The organism is Nonomuraea sp. NPDC049129 (genome assembly GCF_040648495.1).
Lineage (GTDB): Bacteria > Actinomycetota > Actinomycetes > Streptosporangiales > Streptosporangiaceae > Nonomuraea.
Genome location: NZ_JBEZDU010000004.1, coordinates 285,134 through 305,001 on the forward strand (window position 1 = coordinate 285,134; position 19,868 = coordinate 305,001).

3 protein-coding genes are annotated in these 19,868 nt (G+C 73.8%); all 3 read left to right on the forward strand.

Annotation, left to right across the window (positions count from 1 at the left end):
- The first annotated feature begins 59 nt into the window (after positions 1–59).
- Genes AB0B64_RS14155 through AB0B64_RS14165 form a run of 3 tightly spaced genes read left to right on the forward strand, consistent with a single transcriptional unit; the run spans position 60 to position 19,845 of the window.
- On the forward strand, positions 60–8,801 hold the full coding sequence (locus tag AB0B64_RS14155; protein ID WP_358177381.1) for an SDR family NAD(P)-dependent oxidoreductase: 8,742 nt from the start codon (positions 60–62) through the stop codon (positions 8,799–8,801).
- On the forward strand, positions 8,791–14,316 hold the full coding sequence (locus tag AB0B64_RS14160) for a type I polyketide synthase (RefSeq protein ID WP_358177383.1): 5,526 nt from the start codon (positions 8,791–8,793) through the stop codon (positions 14,314–14,316). The genes AB0B64_RS14155 and AB0B64_RS14160 overlap by 11 nt, the downstream gene beginning before the upstream one ends.
- Positions 14,317–14,343: 27 nt before the next feature.
- On the forward strand, positions 14,344–19,845 hold the full coding sequence (locus AB0B64_RS14165) for an SDR family NAD(P)-dependent oxidoreductase (protein ID WP_358177386.1): 5,502 nt from the start codon (positions 14,344–14,346) through the stop codon (positions 19,843–19,845).
- The last annotated feature ends 23 nt before the right edge of the window (positions 19,846–19,868 follow it).

Genomic DNA, 19,868 nt, shown 5'->3' on the forward strand with positions numbered 1-19,868 from the left:
TGATGCCCGAAGCTTGAGGTGGCGCATTGATGGTTGGTGAGTCGATTCAGCCAAACGGCATGACGGCCGGGGAAACCGGCCGGTCGCGGACCGGTCGCGTTTCGTCCGCCGTGGAGCCCGTCGCCGTGGTCGGTGTTTCCTGCCGGCTTCCTCAGGCCGCCGATCCCGGACGGTTCTGGCAATTGCTGCGCGATGGCGTGGACGCTGTGACGGCCGTGCCCGAGGGCCGGTGGCCGGACGGGTCGGACGCCGTGTACCGGCGTGGTGGCTTCCTGTCGGACGTGGACCGCTTCGACGCCGCCTTCTTCGGGATCTCGCCGAACGAGGCCGCCGCCATGGACCCCCAGCAGCGGCTCGTGCTGGAGCTGGCCTGGGAGGCGCTGGAGAGCGCGCGCGTGCTGCCTTCCCGGCTGAGCGGGAGCGGCGCCGGGGTCTTCCTGGGGGCGATCTCCAACGACTACGCGGCGCTGCAGGACCGGGTGGGGGCCGATGGCCTCGGGCGACACGCCTACACCGGGGCGAACCGGGCGATCATCGCCAACCGCGTCTCCTACTTCCTCGGCCTGCGGGGGCCCAGCCTGACGCTCGACGCCGGGCAGTCCTCGTCGCTGCTGGCCGTACAGATGGCCTGCGAGAGCCTGCGGCGCGGCGAGACCGGGCTGGCACTCGCGGGCGGCGTGAACCTCAACCTGCTGGCCGAGACCACCGCCGCCATCGGCAACTTCGGCGCGCTGTCCCCGGACGGCCGCTGCTACGTCTTCGACGGCCGGGCCAACGGCTACGTGCGCGGAGAGGGCGGGGCGCTCGTCGTACTCAAGCCGCTGTCCGCGGCGCTCGCCGACGGCGACCCCATCCGGTGCGTGATCCTCGGCGGCGCCGTCAACAACGACGGCGGCGGCGACGGACTCACGGTGCCGAGCCGGCGGGCGCAGGAGGAGGTCATCCGGCTGGCCTGCGAGCGCGCCGGCGTGGAGCCGGGCGACGTCCAGTACGTCGAGCTGCACGGCACCGGCACGAAGGTCGGCGACCCGATCGAGGCCGCCGCCCTCGGCGCCGCCTACGGCCCCGACCATGCGGATGGCGAGTCGCCGCTGCTGGTCGGATCGGTGAAGACCAACATCGGACACCTCGAAGGCGCCGCCGGGATCGCGGGCCTGGTCAAGGTCGTACTGAGCCTGGAGCAGCGCGAACTGCCGCCCAGCCTGAACTTCGAGACGGCCAACCCGGACATCCCGCTGGACGAGCTGAGGCTGGAGGTCGTACGCGACACCCGCCCGTGGCCGCGCGCCGACCGGCCGCTCGTCGCGGGCGTCAGCTCGTTCGGCATGGGCGGCACGAACTGCCACCTGGTGCTCGGGGAGGCGCCGCGGAGCGAGTACGGGGTTCGGTCGGCGAGCGAGGACACGCCTTGGGTGCTGTCGGCACGCTCAGCCCGAGCCCTCAGCGCCCAGGCCGAGCGGCTGCTCGCCCACGTCGGCCCGCCGGTCGGCTCGCCTGCTGGCTCACACGTCGGGCCCCATACCGGTGTCGAGGGCGGTGCCGTGGCGCTGGCGTTGTTGCGGAGCCGGGCCGTGTTCGAGCACCGGGCGGTGCTTCTGGGCGCCGACCGGCAGGCGGGGTTGGCGGCGCTGGCGGCCGGGCGACTGGACGAGTCCGTGGTCACGGGGTCGGTGGTCACCGGGTCCGTGTCTGGTGGGCGCCGGGTGTTCGTTTTTCCGGGGCAGGGGTCGCAGTGGCCGGAGATGGCTCGTGATCTGCTCGCCGGTTCGCCGGTGTTCGCGGCGCATGCCGAGGCGTGCGCGGGAGCGCTCGAACCGTTCGTCGACTACGCGCTGCTCGACGTGCTGCGTGGGGCGCCGGGCGCGCCCGGTCTCGACCGGGTCGACGTGGTGCAGCCCGCGCTGTGGGCCGTCATGGTGTCGCTCGCCGGCCTGTGGCGCTCGTACGGCGTCGAACCCGAGATGGTGATCGGCCACTCGCAGGGCGAGATCGCGGCCGCCACCGTCGTCGGCGCGCTGTCCATGCCCGACGCGGCCAGGGTCGTGGCCCTGCGCAGCCGCGCCATCGCCGGGATCGCCGGGCGCGGCGGGATGATGTCGATCGCCGCCCCCTTGGACGTGGTCGAGTCTGCGATCCGCTCGCTGGCGGGGCACGTGTCCATTGCCGCCTACAACGGGCCGAGGTCCGTGGTCGTCTCCGGGCGGCTTGAGGCGCTCGACGACCTGGGGCGGCGGCTCACCGACGACGGGTACCGCACCAGGATCATCCCGGTCGACTACGCCTCGCACTCGGCCGAGGTCGAGGAGATCCGTGACGAGGTGCTGGCGGCGCTGGCACCCGTACGGCCTGTAAGTGCGGGGACGCTGTTCATCTCGACGCTCACCGGCGAGCCGATCGACACGGCCGAACTCGACGCCGACTACTGGTACCGCAGTCTCCGGCAGCCGGTCAGGTTCGCGCAGGCGACCCGGCGGGCGCTCGACCACCAGGGCGGCCTGTTCGTGGAGTGCAGCCCGCATCCGGTGCTGGGGGCCGGGATCGAGGAGACGGCCGAGGAAGCGGACCGTGAGGCCGCGGTCATCGGGACGCTGCGGCGGGGTGAGGGCGGGCTGACGCGGTTCCGGCGCTCCCTCGCCGAGGCGTACACGCGAGGGGCCGAGGTCGACTGGACCGGACCCGATCCGGTGGCGGGGGCAGAGCTGGTGGAGCTGCCGACGTACGCGTTCCAGCGCGAACGCCACTGGCCGTCGCTGCCCGCCGACGCCCGGCGCCCCACGGCACAGACGCTCCCGGGGGACACCCGGCGCTCGACGACAAAAACAGGCCCCGCAGGTGGCGGCGCCAGCGGCCATGGCCCCGGTTCGGTGGGTGGCGGGCTTTCGCCGCGTGAGGTGCGTGAGCTGGTGCTGACCGTCCTGGCCGGGTTGCTCGGGTACGAGGACGCGGCCGGTGTGGAGCCGGGCAGGACGTTCAAGGACCTCGGGCTCGAATCGGCCACGGCGGAGGACCTCAGGCACCGGCTGCGGAGCGCGACCGGGCTCCGGCTGCCGACCAGCCTGCTGTTCGACCACCCGACCCCCGATCTGCTGATCGCCCATCTGCGGACGCTCCTCGACGACGCCGGATCCGCAGCGTCGGCCGCCGCCCACCAGAGCGACTCCGCCACGCCCATGCCCCTCGACGACGCGCCCGCAGACGATCTCGTCGGGGACCCCGGTGGCGGTCTCGTCGGCGGCCTCAACGGTGACCTCGCCGCCGATCCCGACGCGATCGCCATCGTGGCCATGGGATGCCGGTACCCCGGTGGAGCCGACTCGCCCGAGGAGCTGTGGCGGCTGGTCAACACCGGCACCGACGCGATCACCGAGTTCCCCGTCAACCGAGGCTGGGATCTGGACGCGCTGTTCGCGGCCGGGTCCGACCGGTCGGGCACCAGCGACACCAGGTACGGCGGTTTCCTGCACGACGCCGACCGGTTCGACGCCGCGTTCTTCGGCATCAGCCCGCGTGAGGCCACCGCCATGGATCCCCAGCAGCGGCTGCTGATGGAGGTCAGCTGGGAGGCCGTCGAGCGGGCCGGGCTCGACCCGGCGGGGCTGCGCGGGTCGGCCACCGGTGTGTTCGTGGGCGCCATGGCCTCCGACTACGGTCCCCGCCTGCACCAGGCCACGGGGACGGTCGACGGGCACCTGCTGACAGGCACCGCGCTCAGCGTCGCGTCCGGGCGGATCGCGTACGCGCTGGGCCTGCGCGGGCCCGCCATCACCGCCGACACGGCCTGCTCCTCGTCGCTGGTGGCGATCTTCCTGGCTATGCAGGCGCTGCGGCGCGGTGAGTGTTCGCTGGCCCTGGCCGGCGGCGCGACCGTGATGTCCAGCCCGGGGATCTTCGTCGAGTTCAGCCGCCAGTCGGGGCTGGCTCCCGACGGCCGGTGCAAGGCGTTCGCGGCGGGCGCGGACGGTACGGGCTGGGGCGAGGGCGCCGGGATGCTGCTGCTGGAGCGCCTGTCCGACGCGCGCCGCCAGGGGCATCCGGTGCTCGCCGTGATCCGGGGCGGCGCGGTGAACCAGGACGGCGCCAGCAACGGCCTCACCGCACCGAACGGCCAGGCCCAGCAGGAGGTGATCCGGCAGGCACTGGCCGACGCCGGGCTCGCCGCCGCCGAGGTGGACGCGGTGGAAGCGCACGGCACCGGTACCCGGCTCGGCGACCCGATCGAGGCCGAGTCGATCATCGCCGCGTACGGCGCGGACCGCGACCCCGGACGGCCCGTCTGGCTCGGCTCCCTCAAATCGAACATCGGCCACACACAGGCCGCGGCCGGAGTCGGCGGCGTCATCAAGATGGTGATGGCGATGCGGCACGGGACGCTGCCGCGCACACTGCACGCCGACGAGCCCACGCCGCACGTGGACTGGAGCGGCGGCGCGGTACGACTCCTCACCGAGCCCGTCGAACTGCCCGACGACCGGCCGACCCGGGCCGCGGTCTCCAGCTTCGGAATCAGCGGCACGAACGCTCACCTGATCCTGGAGCAGGCCCCCAAGACGGGGTACGCGGTCCCGGAGACGGGGCGTGCGGTCCCCGAGTCGGCGTACGCGGTCCCCGAGACCGGGCGTGCGGCACCCGAGTCGGCGTACGCGGCCCCTGAGACGGCGCGCGCGGACGCCGAGACGGCCGCGGCGCCGCTGGTTTGGGCGTTGTCCGCGAAATCGGCCGCCGCGCTCGAAGCGCATGCCGCGCGCCTGCGCGACTACGCCACCGACGCCCCCCAAGACGACCTGCCCGCCGCCGGACACCTGCTGGCCCGCCGGGCCCGGTTCGCGCACCGTGCGGTGGTGGTGGCCGGGGACCGGGACGAGCTGGCGGCGGCCCTGGCGGCGTTGGCCGCGGGCGAGTCGCACGCGGCGGTGACCAGCGGCACGGCGCTGCCGGACATTCGGCCGGTGTTCGTCTTCCCCGGCCAGGGCTCGCAGTGGACAGGCATGGCGGTAGACCTGCTGGACTCCAGTGAGGTGTTCAGCGAGTGGATGACCCGCTGCGACGCCGCGCTCGCCCCGTACACCGGCTGGTCCGTCGTGGCGGCCCTGCGCGCGGGCGAGCTGGTGGGCTCGGAGGTCATCCAGCCGGTGCTGTTCGCGGTGATGGTGTCGCTGGCGGAGGTGTGGCGGTCGCTGGGCGTGGACCCGGCGGCGGTGGTGGGCCACTCGCAGGGTGAGATCGCGGCGGCCTGTGTCGCCGGGGCGCTGACGCTCGACGACGCGGCGAAGGTGGTCGTGCTCCGCAGCCAGGCGCTCGTCAAGCTGGGCGGCACCGGCGGGATGCTCGCCGTCGCGCTGCCCGCCGATGAGGTCCGGTTGGAGCCGTGGGCGGACCGCCTGTGGGTGGCCGTGCGGAGCGGGCCGGCCAGCACGGTGGTCGCCGGGGAACTGGCCGCGCTCGACGAGTTCGCGGCGGCGTGCGGCGAGACGGTCCGCGTTCGGAAGATCGGCATCGACTACGCCTCGCACACCCCGCACGTCGAGGTGCTCCGCGACGAACTGCTCGCCAGCCTGGCCGAGGTCGCGCCGCGGCCGACCGACGTGGCCTTCTGCTCGTCCATGGCCGCCGACTTCGTCGAGCCGACCGGGCTGGACGCCGACTACTGGTTCCGCAGTCTTCGCAATCCCGTACGTTTCGAGCAGGCGATCAAGGCGTTCGCCGGAGACGGCGCCCCGCTGTTCATCGAGGCCAGCCCGCATCCGGTGCTGACCGGCCACATCCAGGACACCCTGGCGGCCACGGGCGCCCCCGGCGGCGCCACCGGGACGCTCCGCCGCGACGACGGCGGCCGGCGGCGCCTGCTGCTGGCGGCGGCCCAGGCGTACGTGGCGGGCGCCGACGTGGACTGGGCGGCCGTCGATCCGGCCCCACACCATCACGTGGATCTGCCGACCTATCCCTTCGAGCACACCAGGTACTGGATCAACGAGAGCCCACGGGCCGGTGGGCCGCGGCACCCGATGCTCGACGCGGTCGTGCCCGTGGCGGGCGACGACGGGTTCCTGCTCACCGGGCGGCTGTCGCGCGGCGCGCTGCCATGGCTGGCCGACCACGCCGTGGACGGCGGCGTACTGCTGCCTGGCACCGCGTTCGTCGAACTGGCCCTGGAGGCCGCCGCGACGGCCGGGTGCGACGAGATCGAGGACCTGACGCTGGAGGCGCCGCTGCCGCTGCCCGAGACGGGCGCGGTCCAGGTACAGCTCGCGGTCGGCGGCGCCGACGCCGAGGGCCGCCGCGACCTCACCGTCTACGGCAGGACGGCGGACGACGACGAGGCCCGATGGACCCGCCACGCCAGCGGCACCCTGACCGCAGGCGCGGTTGGCGCCGGTGAGTGGCTTGCCGTCTGGCCGCCCGTGGACGGTGTCGAGATCGACCTGGACGACGCTTACGAGCGGCTCGCGGAGCGCGGCTACGAGTACGGTCCCGCCTTCCAAGGGCTGCGCGCGGCCTGGCGCGTGGACGGCGACGCGTACGTCGAGGTGGCGCTGCCGGAGCCGATCCGCACGGACGCGGGCCTGTTCACGCTCCACCCAGCCCTGCTGGACGCGGCGCTGCACCTGCTGGTGCTTGAGTCGGCCGAGGACAGCGGGGCGCTGCTGCTGCCGTTCGCGTGGAGCGGGGTGCGGGTGTCCGCGCTCGGCGCCGAGGTGTTGCGGGTACGGATCGCGGCCGGGGACGGCGACCGGGTCTCGCTCGACATCCATGACAGTGCGGGCGACCGCATCGCCGGGGTGGACGCGCTGACCCTGCGCCCGGTGCCGAGGCACGGGGCCGTCACGCGCGGCCCGTCCGACGCCGCCTCGTACACGCTCGACTGGATCGACCTGGCGGTGTCCGCGATGGACCCGGCCGAGCAGCGCTGGGCCGTGGTGGGCTACGACGAGTTCGCCGACGAGATCGGCGCGGCGGTGGACGCCCCGCGTTACTACGACCTCGCGTCCCTGACCGAGATGACCGTCGGGGAGATGCCGAGCACCGTCCTGGTGCCGTACCTGCCCGAGGCCGACGCCGACGACGTGCCCTACGGCGTGCGCGACGGCATCTACCAGGCGCTCGACCTGGTGCAGGGCTGGGTGGGGGACGAGCGGTTCGCCGGGTGCCGGATGGTGTTCGTGACCAAGGGTGTGTTCCGGCCCGGGGGAGCGGACGTGGCGGGCGTGGTGGCCGGGCCGGTGTGGGGGCTGGTGCGGTCGGCGCAGGCCGAGCATCCCGGGCGGTTCGTGCTGGTGGACGTCGACGCGGCCACCGTCGACTGGGGACTGGTGGCGGCGGCGGTCGCGGCGGGCGAGACACAGCTGGTCGCACGGGATGGAAAGGTCCTCGTCCCGCGCCTGATCCGTCGTACGGCCGACGCCCCCGAGCTGTTCGACGCCGGTACGGGCACCGTACTGGTGACGGGTGGCACCGGCAGTCTCGGCGCCCTGGTGGCGCACCGCCTGGTGGAGCGGCACGGCGCAAAGGACCTCCTGCTGGCCTCCCGCCGCGGCCCCAAGGCGGGTGGCGACCTGGTGGCCCGGCTGGAGGCGCTCGGCGCGCGGGTGACCGTGGCGGCGTGCGACGTGTCGGACCGCGACTCGCTCGCCGGGCTCCTGTCCGGCGTCCCGGCGGAGCGGCCGCTGGTGGCCGTGGTGCACGCGGCGGGCGTACTTGACGACGCCACGGTGGAAGGGCTGTCGGCGCAGCGGCTCGACTCGGTGTTCGCCCCGAAGTCCGACGCCGCCTGGTACCTGCACGAGCTGGCCCCGGAGGTCCCGCTGGTGACGTTCTCCTCCGTGGCGGGCGTGATCGGCAACTCCGGGCAGGCCAACTACGCCGCCGCCAACGTGTTCCTCGACGTACTCGCGGCACACCGGCGCGGCCTCGGCCTGCCCTCCGTGTCGGTGGCCTGGGGCCTGTGGGAGACCGCGGACAGCGGTATGACCGGAGCGCTGTCGGCGGCCGACACGGCCAGGCTGGCCCGGTCGGGCATCGCGCCGCTGACCGCCGAGCAGGGGCTGGAGCTCTTCGACAGCGCGATCACCGCCCCGGCCGAGCTGGTCGTCGCCGCCAGGTGGGACACCGCCGGGCTGCGCGCCAGGGCCGAGGCGGGCGAGCTGCCGCCCGTACTGCGCGGCCTGGTCCGTACGCCCCGCCGGGCGGCCACCGCCGCGAACGCCACAAGTGCCCCCACGCGGGCCGGAGCGGCCGGCATGGCCGAGCGCCTGGCGAAGATGGCGGAGGCCGAGGCCCGCGTCCACCTGGCGGACATGGTCCGCTCGCACGTCGCGGCCGTCCTCGCGCATGGCAGCGCCGGCAACGTGGACATGGACCGGGCCTTCAACGAGCTCGGCTTCGACTCGCTGACCGCGGTGGAGCTGCGCAACCGGCTGAACAGCGACACCGGGCTCCGGCTGCCCGCGACCCTGGTCTTCGACCACCCCACGGTCACGGCGCTGGCCGAGTACCTCTTCCGTACCCTCGCCCCCGCCGCGCCGTCGCCCGAGGACACGCTGCGCGGTGCGGTCGAGCGGGTCGAGTCGATGCTGACCAGCGCGCACGGCGACGCCGAGGCCATTCGCGGCAAGCTCGTCGCCATCGCGCAGAGCGCCGTCACCAGGTTCGGTGCCGGGCTGATGACCAGGTTCGGCGCCGGGTCCAACGGTGCCGCGGAGAAGATCGATTCCGCCTCGGACGAGGAGATCTTCGCGTTGATCGACGACCAAACAATGACGTCTCCTCTGAGGTCCTCTCTGGAAAGGCCCGACCATGGCGACTGAGGAACAGCTGCGCAATTACCTGAAGAGGGTGACCGTCGAGCTCACGGAGACTCGGCAGCGCCTCACCGGGGTGGAAGACCGTCGCCACGAGCCCATAGCGATCGTCGGGATGGGATGCCGGTTCCCCGGCGGGGTTGCGGGGCCCGAGGACCTGTGGGAGCTGGTGGCCTCCGGTGTGGACGCGATAGGCGACCTCCCCACCGACCGGGGCTGGGACGAGAACCTCTATGACCCCGACCCGGAGGCCCTCGGCAAGTCGTACACCCGGCAAGGCGGCTTCCTGCCCGACGCCGGCGACTTCGACGCGCCCTTCTTCGGGATGAGCCCGCGCGGCGCGCTGGCCACCGACCCCCAGCATCGGTTGTTCCTGCAGACCTGCTGGGAGGCGTTCGAGCGGGCGGGGATCGACCCGGCCACGCTGCGCGGCAGCCAGACCGGCGTGTACGCGGGCAACATGTACAACGACTACTCCCTGCGCTACACCGGCGGTGCCGTGCCGGAGTCGGTCGAGGGCGTCCTGATGGTCTCCAGCGCCTCCAGCGTGCTGTCCGGCCGGGTCTCGTACACCTTCGGCCTGGAGGGGCCGGCGATCTCGGTCGACACGGCCTGCTCGTCGTCGCTGGTCGCGATGCACCTGGCGGTCCAGGCGCTGCGGCGCGGCGAGTGCGCGCTGGCCCTGGCGGGCGGCGTGACCGTGATGGCCACGGCGGACCCGTTCATCGAGTTCTCGCGGCAGCGCGCGCTGTCGCCGGACGGCCGGTGCAAGTCGTTCTCCTCCTCGGCGGATGGCGCCGCATGGTCGGAGGGCGCCGGCGTACTGGTGCTGGAGCGGCTGTCGGACGCGCGGCGCAACGGCCGCCGGATCCTCGCGCTGATCCGCGGCTCGGCCGTCAACCAGGACGGCGCCAGCAACGGCCTCACCGCCCCGAACGGCCCCTCCCAGGAACGCGTCGTCCAGCAGGCACTGGCCGACGCCCGGCTCGACACGCGGGACGTCGACGCCGTCGAGGCGCACGGCACCGGCACCCGGCTCGGCGACCCCATCGAGGCCCAGGCGCTGCTGTCCACGTACGGCCGCAACCGCGCGGCCGACCGCCCCCTCTGGCTCGGCTCGGTCAAGTCGAACATCGGCCACACCCAGGCCGCCGCCGGCGTCGCCGGGGTGATCAAGATGGTGATGGCGATGCGGCACGGCGTGCTGCCGCCCACCCTGCACGTGGACGAGCCGACCCCGCACGTCGACTGGTCGGCCGGCGGCGTCGAGCTGCTGACCGAGGCCAGGGAGTGGGTACGCGGCGAGCAACCGCGCCGGTTCGGCGTCTCGTCCTTCGGCATCAGCGGTACGAACGCGCACCTCGTCATCGAGGAGGCCGAGGAGAGCCCGCGTACGGACCAGGAGCCGCCCGTCGTCAACGGCCCGCTCGCCTGGGTGATCAGCGCCCGCGGCGGCCGGTCGCTGCGCGCGCAGGCCGCCCGCCTGCACGAGCTTGTAACCTCAGCCGACGCCCCCGAGGCAGTGGACGTGGCTCGGTCGCTGGTCACCGGTAGGTCGCTGTTCGAGCACCGCGTCGTCGTGGTCGGCGCGGACCGGGACGCCCTGGCCGCCCGGCTCGGCGACTTCCTGGCCGGCCACCCGGTGGCCGAGGTGGTCGCGGGCGCCGCTCAGGAGAAGCCCAAGCTCGCCTACCTGTTCACCGGCCAGGGCGGGCAGCGGATCGGCATGGGCCGCGAGCTGGCCGCCGCGTCGCCGGTCTTCGCCGAAGCGCTCGCCGAGGTGTGGGCGGAGCTCGACGAACACCTCGACCGGCCGCTGCGCGAGATCGTGTGGGCCGAGCCCGGCACCCCCGAGGCCGACCTGCTGAACGAGACCCGCTACACCCAGCCGGCGCTGTTCGCCTTCGAGGTGGCCGCCTTCCGGCTGCTCGCGGCGCTCGGCGTGACGCCCGACCACGTCGCCGGGCACTCGGTGGGCGAATACGCGGCCGCGTACGTCGCCGGGGTCTGGTCGCTGGCCGACGCCGCCCGGCTCATCACCGCGCGCGCCCGCCTGATGCAGGAGCTGGACACGCCGGGCGCGATGGTCGCGATCGAGGCGACCGCCGAGGAGGTGGCGCCGACCCTGGCCGGACAGGAACACCTGGTGTCCGTCGCCGCCGTCAACGGACCGGCCGGCGTCGTCGTGTCCGGCGCGGAGGAGCCGTGCCTGGCGGTCGCCGAACACTGGCGCGAGCTCGGCCGGCGGACCAGGCGGCTGGCGGTCAGCCACGCCTTCCACTCGCCGCTGATGGAGCCCATGCTGGCGGACTTCGCCACCGAGCTGGCGGGCGTGGAGTTCCACGAGCCGCGCATCCCGTACGCCCCCAACCTCCCCGACGGCTCCTGGGCCGAGCCCGGCTACTGGGTGGAGCAGATCCGGCGGGCCGTCATGTTCCACGCCACGATCGGCCGGCTCGAAGCGGACGGCGTGGACACGTACCTGGAGGTCGGCCCCGCCGCGGTGCTCTCGGCCATGGCGCATGAATGCGTCACTGAGGCGGACACTCCGATCCTCGCCCTGCACGGCAAGCGGCTCGCCGAGCCTGAGGCGCTGATCGGCTGCCTGGCTCGGGCGTGTGTGGCGGGGGTGGCGGTCGGCTGGTCCGCGCTGTTCGGCGGCGGGGCGCGGGTGGACCTGCCGACGTACGCGTTCGACCGGGAGCGGTACTGGCTCGCCCCGCCCGCGCGCGCCGCCGACGTGTCGTCGGCCGGGCTGCGCCAGGTCGGTCACCCGCTGCTGGGGGCGGCGGTCGACGTGGCCGACGACGGGGCGATGGTGCTGACTGGGCGGCTGTCGCTGGCCGACGCGCCCTGGCTGGCCGATCACGTGATGCTGGGGGCGGCCGTGCTGCCTGGTGCCGCGCTCGTGGACCTGGTGTTGGAGGCGGGTGGTCAGCTCGGCTTCGATCTGGTCGAGGAGCTGATGTTCGAGGCGCCGCTGGTGCTGCCCGAGCGGGGTGGCGTGGCGGTACAGGTCGTCGTGGGGCGGCCCGAGAGCGGCGATGTGCAGGGTGGCCTCCAGGGTGGAGGATCCCGGTCTGTGCGGATCTACTCGCGGCCGGCCGGAGAGCCGGAGGCCGCGTGGACCTGCCACGCCTCGGGCATGATCGGCGCGGACACGGCCCCCGGCGCGAGCGTGCTCGCCTGGGCGACGGCCTGGCCGCCCGCGGGCGCCTCGCCGGTCGCGGTCGAGGGCGCCTATGAGCGGCTGGCCGACGCGGGCTACGACTACGGGCCCGCCTTCCAAGGTGTGCGGGCGGTGTGGCGCCAGGGCAAGGAGCTGTTCGCCGAGGTCGCGCTGGCCGATGACGTGGACGTGGCCGGGTTCGGCCTGCACCCCGCGCTCTTCGACGCGATGTTCCACCCGATGCTGATCGCCGATCCGAGTGACGAGCTGCGGCTGCCGTTCGAGTTCCGCGGCGTGCGGCTGCCGGCCGCCGGAGCCAGGGCGCTCCGGCTCCGCCTGTCGCGGTCCGGCCCCGCCATCGAGGCCGCCGACGCCGCTGGCCGGCCGGTCTTCTCGATGGAGTCGCTGCGGGTACGTACGGTCCCGGCGGCGGCGCTGTCCGGTACGACCGGCGGCCGCACGGACCCCGTGCCGCACGGCGTCGACTGGACCGAGGTCACGGTCGAGCCGGTCAACGACGGCGCCCGGTGGGTCTCGGCCGGGGAACCGGCGCCGGGGCTGGACGCGTACCCGGATCTCGGCGCGTTCGGTGCCGGGCAGGACGGGGCCGGTGCCGGGGAGCCGGTGCCGGACGTCGTGGTCGTTTCCCTCGCGGCGGCTCCGGGAGCGCCGGTGCCTGTCGCGGTGCGCGAGCTGACCGGGCGGGTGCTCGGGCTGGTGCGGCAGTGGGTGACCGAGGAGCGGTTCGCCGGCAGCAGGCTGGTGTTCGCGACCCATGGAGTCTTCGACCCCGCCGGTGGCGGGGCCGGGAGTGTGGTGGCCGCGGCGGCGTGGGGGCTGGTGCGGTCGGCGCAGGCCGAGCATCCGGACCGGTTCGTGCTGGCGGACGTGGAGGCGGGCTTCTCCGCCTGGAAGCTGGTGGCCGCCGCCGTCGCGGCGGGTGAGTCGCAGCTGGCCGTACGCGAGGGGAAGCTGCTCGTCCCGCGCCTGGCGCGCAGGGAGATCGGCTCCGCCGCCCCGGACATGGGCCTTTCCCAGGGCACTGTGCTGGTCACCGGGGGGACGGGCGGTCTCGGTGCGCTGGTCGCGCGGCGGTTGGTGGAGCGGCACAGCGTGACGGACCTGCTGCTGGTCTCGCGGCGCGGACCCGAGGCGCCAGGGGCAGGCGAGTTGGTGTCGACCCTGACGGGCCTCGGGGCGCGGGTCGCGGTGGCCGCGTGCGACGTGTCCGATCGCGACGCTCTGGCCGTACTGCTGGCCTCGATCCCCGAGGACCGCCCGCTGACCGGCGTCGTACACACCGCGGGCGTGCTGGACGACGCGACGGTCGAGGGGCTGTCGGAGCGGAAGTTGGAGACGGTGTTCGCCCCCAAGGCGGACGCGGCGTGGCACCTGCACGAGCTGACCAGGGACGTCCCGCTGACCTCGTTCGTGCTGTTCTCGTCGCTGGCGGGCGTGCTGGGCAACGCCGGGCAGGCCAACTACGCGTCGGCGAACGTGTTCCTGGACGCCCTGGCGGCGCACCGGCGCGGCCTCGGACTGCCCGCCGTGTCCGTGGCCTGGGGCCTATGGGACACCGGCTCGGGCATGGGGGGCACGCTCTCGGCGGCCGACACGGCCAGGCTGGCCCGCTCCGGCATCGCGCCGCTGAGCGTCGAGCAGGGCTTGGAGCTGTTCGACGGCGCGCTCGAAGCGCCCGAGCCGCTGGTCGTCGCGACCAGGTGGGAGGCGGCCGGGCTCAGGGCCAGGGCCGAGGCGGGTGACCTGCCGTCGATGCTGCGCGGCCTGGTCCGCGCGCCACGCAGGACGGCCGGCGCGGCGCCGGGCGGGACGGGCGGAGCGGGCGCGCTGACGGAGCGGCTGGCCGGTCTGACCGAGGCCAACGCCCGGCGGCAGGTCGCCGACCTGGTACGCGGGCACGTGGCCGCCGTCCTGGCGCACGGCAGCGCGGACGCCGTCGACGTGGACCGGGCCTTCAACGAGCTGGGCTTCGACTCGCTGACCGCCGTCGAGCTGCGCAACCGGCTCAACGCCGACACCGGGCTGCGGCTGCCCGCGACCCTGGTCTTCGACCACCCCACGGTCACCTCGCTGGCCGAACACCTCTACAAGACGCTCGCCCCCGCCGCGCCGTCACCCGAGGACACGCTGCGCGGCGCGCTCGAACGGGTCGAGACCATGCTCACGAGCGCCAACGGCGACGCCGAGGCCATCCGCGGCAAGCTCGTCACCATCCTGCAGAGCGCCCTGACCAGGCTCGGCGCCGGTCCGAACGGCGGGGACGGCGTGGTGGAGAAGATCGACTCCGCCTCCGATGAAGAGATCTTCGCACTGATCGACAACGCACTCTAGATCACCGGTACCTGCGAAAGGCGACAGATGTCGACCGAGGACAAGCTTCGCGACTACCTCAAGCGCGTGACCGTCGAACTGACCCAGACACGCCGCCGCCTCGCCGAGATCGAAGACCGTCGCCACGAGCCCATCGCGATCATCGGGATGGCCTGCCGTTACCCCGGCGGCGTGGCCGGACCCGAGGATCTGTGGGAGGTGGTGTCCTCGGGCGTGGACGCGATCGGCGAGTTCCCCGCCGACCGTGGCTGGGACCTCGACGGTCTGTACGACCCGGCCCCCGACGCGTTCGGCAAGTCGTACACGCGGCACGGCGGCTTCTTGTACGACGCCGGCGACTTCGACGCGCCCTTCTTCGGGATGAGCCCGCGCGGCGCGCTGGCCACCGACCCGCAGCACCGGCTGTTCCTGGAGGTGAGCTGGGAGGCGTTCGAGCGGGCCGGCCTCGACCCGGACGCACTGCGCGGCAGCAGGACCGGGGTCTACGCGGGGACCATGTACGAGTACTACGCCGACCGCTACCTCGGGGCCATCCCCGAGTCCGTCGAGGGTACGCTGCTCACCTCCAGCACGCCGAGCGTCCTGTCGGGCCGGGTGGCGTACACCTTCGGGCTGGAGGGCCCGGCCGTCACCCTGGACACCGCGTGCTCGTCGTCGCTGGTCACCGTACACCTGGCGGTTCAGGCCCTGAGGCGCGGCGAATGCGCCCTGGCGCTGGCCGGTGGCGTGACGGTGATGGCGGCGCCGGACCCGTTCGTGGAGTTCTCGCGGCAGCAGGCCCTGTCGCCCGACGGCCGGTGCAAGGCGTTCTCGGCCGCCGCCGACGGCGCCGCCTGGGCCGAGGGCGCGGGTGTGATCCTGCTGGAACGGCTGTCGGACGCGCAGCGCGACGGCCGCCGGATCCTCGCGGTGATCCGCGGCTCGGCCGTCAACCAGGACGGCGCCAGCAACGGCCTGACGGCGCCGAGCGGTCCGGCGCAGCGGGAGGTGTACCGGCAGGCGCTGGCCGACGCCCGGCTCGAACCCCGCGACGTGGACGCCGTGGAGGCCCACGGCACCGGCACCCGGCTCGGCGACCCGATCGAGGCCGAGTCGATCATCGCCGCCTACGGGCAGGACCGGCCGGCGGACCGCCCGCTGCGGCTCGGCTCGGTGAAGTCGAACATCGGCCACACCCAGGCAGCCGCCGGCGTCGCCGGGGTGATCAAGATGGTGAAGGCGCTGGAACACCGGACCCTGCCGGCCACCCTGCACGTGGACGAGCCGACGCCACACGCGGACTGGTCGGCCGGGGCCGTGGAACTGCTGACGGAGGCTGTGGCCTGGCCGGTCTCGGACCGGCCGATGCGGGCCGCGGTCTCGGGGTTCGGCATCAGCGGGACCAACGCTCATGTGATCTTGGAGCAGGCGCCGGAGGTGGTGCCCGAACCCGTGACGGTGGATGGCCCGCTGGTGTGGGTGTTGTCCGCCAAGACGGAAATGTCGCTACATGCGCAGGCGGGCCGTTTGCGGACGTACGCGGCCACCGCGGCAGATGAGGATCTGGCCGTCGCGGGAGCCGTACTCGCTCGGCGGGCGCGGTTCGCGCACCGCGCGGTCGTTGTGGCCGCGGACCGGGATGAGCTGGTGGCGGGCTTGGCGGCGTTGGCGGCGGGTGAGTCGCATGCGGCGGTGAGCAGTGGTGCGGCGCTGGCTGATGTGCGGCCGGTGTTCGTGTTCCCGGGTCAGGGTTCGCAGTGGACGGGCATGGCGGTTGATCTCCTGGAGTCCAGTGAGGTGTTCCGGGAGTGGATGAGCCGGTGCGATGCCGCGCTCGCCCCGTACACGGGCTGGTCTGTGGTGGCGGCTCTGCGTGCGGGTGAGTTGGTGGGCTCTGAGGTCATTCAGCCGGCGTTGTTCGCGGTGATGGTGTCGTTGGCGGAGGTGTGGCGGTCGCTGGGTGTGGATCCGGCGGCGGTGGTGGGGCACTCGCAGGGGGAGATCGCGGCGGCCTGTGTCGCCGGGGCGCTGACGCTCGACGACGCGGCCAGGATCGTGGCGCTGCGCAGCCAGGCCGTGGTGCGCGGGCTGGCCGCCACGGGCGGGATGCTCGCGGTGGCGCTGCCCGCCGAAGAGGTACGGCTGGAGCCGTGGGCGGACCGCCTGTGGACAGCCGTGCACAGCGGGCCCGCGGGCACGGTCGTGGCGGGAGACGTGGACGCGCTCGACGAGTTCGCGGCGGCGTGGGGTGAGACGGTCCGGGTACGCAGGATCGCCGTCGACTACGCCTCGCACACCCCGCACGTGGAAGTGCTGCGTGAGGATTTGCTCGCCACGCTGGCCGGGATCGCGCCGCAGGCGACGGACGTGGCCTTCTGCTCGTCCATGGCCGGCACCTTCGTCGAGCCGACCGGGCTGGACGCCTCCTACTGGTACGACAATCTGCGCAACCCCGTCCTCTTCCGCGAGTCCATCGGGGCGTTCGCGTCGTTCGGTACGCCGCTGTTCGTCGAGGTCAGTCCGCATCCCGTGCTGGGCGGCGACATCGAGGACATCTGCCATGAAGTGGGCATGACCGCCGGGGTCTGCGGGTCGCTGCGTCGTGGTGCCGGTGACTGGCGCCGCTTCCTGGCCGCGCTGGCGCAGGCATGGGTGCTCGGGGCCGAGGTCGAGTGGCGGGCGGTGCTGGCCGATGTGCCGTACCGGCAGGTGGACGTGCCGACCTATGCCTTCGACCGGCGTACGTACTGGCTCAAGACCGCCGAGCGGCGCGCGCAGCACGCGGGCGGCGCGGGGATCGGCGGCTCGCGGCATCCGCTGCTGACCGCCGTCGTCCCGGTGGCCGACGACGGGTTCCTGCTCACCGGCCGGCTGTCGGCGGCTGTACTGCCGTGGCTCGCCGACCACTCGGTCTCCGGGAGCGTGCTGCTGCCCGGGGCCGCGTTCGTCGAGTTGGCGCTGGAGGGTGCCGCGGTCGCGGGCTGCGACCTGCTGGAGGAGCTCACGCTGGAGGCGCCGCTGGTCCTGCCCGCGACGGGTGAGGTCGGGCTGCAGATCACGGTGAGTCCGTCCGACTCCGCCGGGCGGCGTGCGCTGACCGTCTTCTCCGCCTTGCCGGACTCCGAGTGGGTACGTCATGCGTCGGGCACGCTCCTCGAAACGTGCGTTTCCGCTGGAGAGTGCGGCTGGGCCACGGCCTGGCCGCCCGCGGGCGGGTCGCCGGTGAACGTCGACGGCGGGTACGAGCGGCTGGCGGACTCCGGTTACGAGTACGGTCCGGCGTTCCAGGGCGTGCGGGCGGTGTGGCGGCGCGGCGAGGAGCTGTTCGCGGAGGTCGTGGCGCCCGACGGGGTGGAGCTCGACGGGTACGGGATGCACCCGGCGGTGCTCGACGCGGCGTTCCACCCGTTGCTGCTCGCGGGCTCCGGTTCCGGCTCCGGGGAGCTGCGGCTGCCGTTCGTGTTCCGGGGAGTGCGGCTGGGTGTGCCGGGGGCCTCGGTGCTGCGGGTACGGCTGGCGTGGGCGGGCGATGACGCCGTGGTGGAGGCGGCCGACGTCTCCGGCCGGGCGGTGCTGTCGATCGAGTCGCTGCGGGCCAGGGCGGTACCGGTCGAGCCGTCGGCCTCGATGGGCGCGGTCCCGCAGGGGCTCGACTGGGTGAAGGTGCCCGCGGAACTCGGCGGCCCTTCATCGAAGGACGGTGGCTCGCGCTGGGCCTGGCTGGACGACGAGGGTGCGGCGTTGGAGGCGGACTTCGTCGCGGTGCGCTGCTCGGTTGCCGCCCCGAGCGTGACCGCCGGGGCGCGGGAGTTGTTCGGCCGGGTGCTGGATCTGCTGCGGAGCTGGCCGGCCGACGCGCGGGCCCGGCTGGTGTTCGTCACCCAGGGTGTCCTGGCCACGGATCGTGTCGACGCCGCGGCCGTGGCCGCCGGGGTCGTCTGGGGTCTCGTCCGGTCGGCGCAGGCCGAGCAGCCGGGGCGGTTCGCGCTGGTGGACGTGGAAGAGGGTGCCACGGACTGGGACCTGGTGGCGGCGGCGATCGACGCCGGTGAGCCGCAGCTGGCGATACGCGACGGAGTGCCACTGGCGCCCCGCCTGACCCGCCGCCCGGCCGCATCGTCCGCCCATGGCACGGACACGACCCATGGCACGGACACGACCGGCGCGCACACGACCCATGGCGCGGACACGACCCACGGCGCGGGCGTGACCTCTCCTCAAGGCGCGACCACGGCCTCTCCCCAGGGCACAGTGCTGGTGACCGGCGGGATCGGTGGGTTGGGCGCGCTTGTCGCGCGGCGGCTAGTGGAGCGGCACGGGGTCCGGGACCTGCTGCTGGTCTCGCGGCGCGGCCCCGAGGCGCCGGGGGCAGGCGAGCTGGCGTCGAGCCTGGAGGACCTCGGGGCGCGGGTCACGGTGACCGCCTGCGACGTGTCCGACCGCGACGCTCTGGCCGTACTGCTGGCCTCGATCCCCGAGGACCGGCCACTCACCAGCGTGGTGCACACCGCCGGAGTCCTGGACGACGCCACCCTGGAGGGGCTGTCGGAGCGGAAGCTGGAGGTGGTGTTCGCGCCGAAGGCGGACGCGGCGTGGCACCTGCACGAGCTGACTCGTGGCCTGCCGCTGACCTCGTTCGTGGTGTTCTCGTCGCTGGCGGGCGTGCTGGGCAATGCCGGGCAGGGCAACTACGCCGCCGCGAACGCGTTCCTCGACGTGCTGGCCGCGCACCGGCGCGGGCTCGGACTGCCCGCGGTGTCGGTGGCTTGGGGGCTGTGGGACACCGGCTCGGACATGACCGGTGCGCTGACGGCGGCCGACACCGCCCGCCTGGCCCGCGCGGGCGTCGCGCCGCTGAGCGTGGCGGAGGGGCTGGAGCTGTTCGACGCGGCGCTCGGCGGTGAGGAGGCCCTTGTCGTCGCCTCCGGCTGGGACGCTCCCGGGCTGCGGGCCAGGGCCGCGGCGGGTGACCTGCCGCCCCTGCTGCGGGGACTGGTTCGCGCGCCGCGCCGTACCGGATCCGGGCAGCACGCGGGCAATCCCGGGCTGGCGGCCCGGCTGCCCAGCCTGTCCGAGACCGACGCCCGCCGGCTGATCACCGACGTCATCCGCGCGCACGTCGCCGCCGTACTCGCGCACGACAGCGTGGACGCGGTCGACGTCGGCAGCGCGTTCAACACGCTCGGCTTCGACTCGCTGACCGCCGTCGAGCTGCGCAACCGGCTCAACTCCGATACGGGGCTGCGGCTGCCCGCGACCCTGGTCTTCGACCACCCGACCGTCACGACGCTGGCCGACTACCTGTTCAGGAAGCTCGCCCCGGCCGCCCCCTCGGCGGAGGACACGCTGCGCGGCGCGCTGGAACGCGTCGACTCGATACTCGCCCGCGCCAACGGCGACGCCGAGCGCATCCGCGGCAAGCTCATCCCGATTCTGCAGAGTGCCCTGGCCAGGCTCGGAGCCGATCCCGACGGCATGAACGGCGCGGCGGAGAAGATCGACTCCGCGACCGATGAAGAGATCTTCGCGCTCATCGACAACGACTTCTGACCATGACTCTCGTTACCGGAAAG